Origin of the sequence: Neobacillus drentensis, from assembly GCF_036966985.1 — a bacterium.
Taxonomy (GTDB): Bacteria; Bacillota; Bacilli; order Bacillales; family Cytobacillaceae; genus Neobacillus; species Neobacillus drentensis_E.
On sequence record NZ_JBALSN010000644.1, the window covers coordinates 1 to 1,716 of the forward strand.

The window sequence follows — 1,716 nt, forward strand, 5'->3', positions numbered from 1 at the left end:
AGCGGAATAATTTTAATTTCAATTTCAGTATATATATAAATATAGAATAAGGAAATGAACGGGGGAAAATGTATGGGTCAAATTAGTAATCCGATGCACGCTACATTGGGGGGACTTTGTGATATAGCTGATGCAGCGAGGGGATCTGCTTTTATTAGTACTCTTGGAGGTACATTTGCACATGCCATTTTAACCGAAGATAACTGTAGAAATTGATGGGGTTAGACCACCAATCTATCAATGGATGGGTATCCTCGGATAGGAGCTAACAAAATGAATGACAAAATCGTAATGCCGGTATGGACGTTCGGACTGTTCATCGTGATGATGAACACGACGATGTTTAACGTCTCCATTCCGAGCATCATTAGGGATATCGGGGTTTCGGCGTCTCTTGGATCGTGGATTGTTTCAAGTTACTCGATCGGATATGCATTATCAACGGTGATTTTCAGTAGACTCTCCGACGTACTGCCTATTCGAAGATTGCTGTCGGTTGGACTCATGATACTGGGGCTTTCTTCTGTCTTCGGCATCTTCGCGACGAATTTTCAAACTCTGCTTATAACTCGGATTGCTCAGTCCGCCGGCGCCGGCGTGATGCCGGGACTTGGCCTCGTTTTAGCCAGCCAGTATATTCCTTATGAAAGGCGAGGCAGAGCAATTTCAATGATTTCGGCGGGAACTGCCATGGCTTTTGGACTCGGGCCAATTGTCGGTGGGTTGATCAGCGAGTACATCGGCTGGAAAGGGTTATTTGCTGTCTCTTGCCTTGTGCTTGCTCTTCTCCCGATTCTGCTGCGCCTGCTTCCCAAAGAGGAGCCAAAGCCTTTCCGGTTTGACCTAACTGGCGCCTTCCTGACCGTCGTCCATGCGGTGACTCTTCTGACCGCCGTAACGCAGCGCTCAGCCGCCTGGCTGGCAGCCGGATTGTTATCGATTGCTGCCCATATCTGGCACCTCAAACGCACGAAAGAATCGTTTATCAACCCGGAACTCTTGGCAAAGCCAATGTACCGGAAACTGCTTGTTGTCGGTTTCTTCCTTATGGTACTGAATATCGGTAACTTGTTTTTAATGCCACTGGCACTTGCTAATCTATTTGGCAAATCTCCGTTGGCTATCGGCTTTACTATCGGACCAGGCGCCGTTTTATCAGCATTTCTCACGTTCTTCATCGGACGCTGGATCGACCAGTACGGTAGTGTGCGGTTTCTGATTCTCGGGCATGGGATTTTAGCTCTCGTTTTGATAGCCTTTTGGGCGGAACTCGGCACATCACCGACTGTCATCTTGTACGGATACCTATTCTTCTCGCCTGCGACCTCTGTAACGTTAGCTTCATTAAACTACGAAACGTCACGTATTTTGCCGACCAAGTTGATCGGTTCAGGCATGGGATTTATGCAGCTTATCCAGTTTTTCGGCGGTTCGTTTTCCGTTGCGATTTGCGGTATGTTACTCGAATTTCAAAAAAAGAATTCGCTGGTCAGTGCCTATGAAAATGTGTACGGCGCTTTAATTGCGGTATGCATTTTCTCGTTATTCACGCTGCTCTGGTACAAGCTATCCGTCCGTCGATCCGATTCTTCGCGGGGTAACATAACGGAAAAAGCTCGGTCGAGATAGCGAAATAAATGAAAAATTGAGGAAAAATAGATTTGGTAAATAAAAAGTGACCAGTAACATCATGGAGGTATTGACACTTACCTATTA

General features: G+C 46.4%; 2 protein-coding genes. Both read left to right on the forward strand.

The window, feature by feature from the left end; all coding sequences use genetic code 11:
• The first annotated feature begins 72 nt into the window (after window positions 1-72).
• A complete protein-coding gene (locus V7659_RS29705) occupies window positions 73-216 on the forward strand; it encodes a hypothetical protein (RefSeq protein WP_335543628.1) in 144 nt (47 codons plus the stop codon).
• A 57-nt stretch (window positions 217-273) separates the two neighbouring features.
• Window positions 274-1,629, forward strand: coding sequence for an MFS transporter (locus V7659_RS29710; protein WP_335543629.1), 1,356 nt, complete (start codon window positions 274-276; stop codon window positions 1,627-1,629).
• Window positions 1,630-1,716 lie beyond the last annotated feature (87 nt).